This window comes from Binatus sp. (SeqCode), from assembly GCF_035272065.1.
Taxonomy (GTDB): domain Bacteria; phylum Desulfobacterota; class Binatia; order Binatales; family Binataceae; genus Binatus.
In genome coordinates, this window is the sequence record NZ_DATEQZ010000084.1 from 1 (window position 1) to 2501 (window position 2501).

Genomic DNA, 2501 nt, shown 5'->3' on the forward strand with positions numbered 1-2501 from the left:
ATTCCAGGTAGTCGAGGCAGTCCGCATCAGTCGGGAACCAAGCCCGAAACTCCCCAAGGGACTTAGGGTAGTGGATGCTGGCGAGGGGTCGCTCCATCCATCCGGCATACGCCAAGTCCGGTTAAATGGATATCCCAGAGACTCGTTTTCGAAGCTCGCCGCCCCGACCAGTACGGGCACACGGCGGCCGTCCTTCCGGAAATACTCCTTCTCGTATGCCTGAGCGGTTCCGGTCATCTTCAACTCAGCCACAGCCCGTGCATCGCGGTCACGCCATTCCGGCGGCGTCAGCTCTGTCCACCGCACACGACCAGAAACGACGTCTTCACGGTCGTATCCCACCATGCGCAAAAACGCGTCATTAGCCTCGACAACTGGCCCGTCGATCTCCCCTTCGACCGCGCGGATGAAGATTCCGATGATGTTGGCGTCGACGAGACGACGGATTTTGGCTTCGCGTTGTTCGAGATCGCGGTACAAACGGGTATTCTCGAGCGAGATCGCGGCCTGCGAGGCGAGGAGCTTCAGCACCGCCATCCGAGCCGGCGAGAAGGCGCGCGGCGTGAGGTTGTTCTCGAGGTAGAGGACGCCGACGAGCTTGGCCTGGTTGATCAAGGGCAGGCAGAGAATGGAGTGCGACTGGCGCTGACAAATGTAGGGATCGTCGGCGTACCGGGATTGGGTCGCGGCATCGTCGAGAATGACGCTCTCGCGGGTGCGCAGGACATAATGGAGGACGGTCTCCGGCAGGACGGCCGCGCTCACGGGCAGCTCGCGCACTTGCACGCGCACCGCATCGCCGGCGGTCGCAGCTTCCGCCTCGATCCGCGGCTCGGCCGCGTGCAACAGGATCAACAGGCCGCGCTCGGCCCCCGCCTGCTCGATCGCCGTGCGCATGAGCGTGTCGATCAGCTTCTCCAGCACGATCTCGCCCGACACAGCCTGCGACACTTTGATCACGGTCGCGAGGTCGAGGCGCTCGACCGGGGCCGCGATCGTGCTCGTTGGGCCGGGTGCGGGCTCTTCTGTCCTGAGCTGCGGATACATCGCCTCGAGTTGCCGCACCTTGCCATCGGCGCCCCAACGCAGGTAGCAGTGCCGGGCATTACGCAGATACGCGCCAGCCATCGTCTGAAAGCCGCGCGCCACGCAAAACCGTGCGGCGCGTTCGTGGGCTAAGCCCTCGTTCTGCATGAAACCGTGTTCGCGCGCCAGCCGAATCGCCTCTTCATAGAGGCGCATCGCGTCCAGATCCCGGCCTTCGAGGCGGGCAATCTCGTCGCCTACCAATGCCGCGCGGTTCTCGAAAGCTGCGGCGCAGTTCTCCGCCCAGACGGCGAGCTGCTTGTGATGAGCCGCCAGCGCCGCCAAGTGCTGCGACCGCTCCCCGGCCGCGGTCAAATCGCAATGCGCCGCCCGAGCAAGCGCCGCGTAGAAATGGTATTCAGCCAACTCGAATTGAGTCGGAGCCGTCCAAAGCAGCGACGCAGCTTTCGATACCGCCGCAATGGCAGATACCTGGTCGCTGGCATAGATGCTCGCCTGCAGCCTGCGGATCTAATACCAGCACGCGCCGATGGCCAGCTGGGGATTGTTCTGCAGATGTTGCTCGAAGCGGCCCTCGTCGAACTCCGCGTCATTAAAGGAGGTGAAGTCCGGCGTCAGTCCACGGAGCATCCGGATGAGCCTGAGCTGCCCCGTGATGCAGTCGCTGGCGAGACCGAATCTTACTTTCCGCGCGAACTCGAGGCCATGTTCGGCCTCTCGCTCGATGTCACTGAGCGAATCTCCGGCGGCGATGCGGTTTGTGATCAAGTCGATGCAGCTATAGGCCACATAAGAATGGTCACCGGCATCCTGCGCCGCGTCAAAGGCGCGCCTGAGGAAGGCGCGAGACGTCTGCAAGGGCTGAGTCCAGTGTGCGACGTGGACAGCGAAGACCAGGTAGACGCGAGCTCTGAAGCGGTCGAGCCCATGCTTCTCGACCAGATCCAGACCAAGTCTGCCAAAGCGGCACCCTGCCTGGTATTCTCCGAAATACGTCCCCAGGACCCCGCCCAGCCATGCGTAGGCGAGGCATGACCCGTCGCCGTTGCCATGGTCCAGGCTGAGGGTCGCCATCCGACTGACGACGAGACGGAACAGATTCAAGTCGGTGAACAAGGCCGGCGACGTGAGCACCGTGAGCACGTCCATGGTCGCGCACCGGTCTGGGTCTCTCATCGGCGGCAGATCAAGCAGTGCTTCGATCGACCCGGACCCCAGCTGCCGCCACAAACGGTCGTAAGCTTGGCGTACATCGCTCGCCGTTGGGTGCGGCGACCACTGGCCTTCAACCCGGCGAAGATCCTCCAGCCCGACCCCAGGGGAATCGACTGAACGTTTTATGCGGCGATGTAGGCGGCGAGGGCGTTTTCGTCCCATGCGGCGACTTTGCGGCGCATGCGCAGCGAATCCTTGCTTTTGCGGGTTCTCAGCACGTTGAGGGCGCTGTGCTTGAC

The 2501-nt window shown here is 63.3% G+C and carries 2 protein-coding genes; both read right to left on the bottom strand.

All coding sequences use genetic code 11. From position 1 onward, the window contains the following. A partial coding sequence (locus tag VJX68_RS15510) for a GAF domain-containing protein (RefSeq protein WP_324096622.1) occupies positions 1-1452 on the bottom strand: 1452 nt, incomplete at its 3' end. Between the two features lie 105 nt (positions 1453-1557). Then, complete coding sequence (locus VJX68_RS15515; RefSeq protein ID WP_324096623.1) at positions 1558-2196, bottom strand: hypothetical protein; 639 nt, start codon at positions 2194-2196, stop codon at positions 1558-1560. Positions 2197-2501 lie beyond the last annotated feature (305 nt).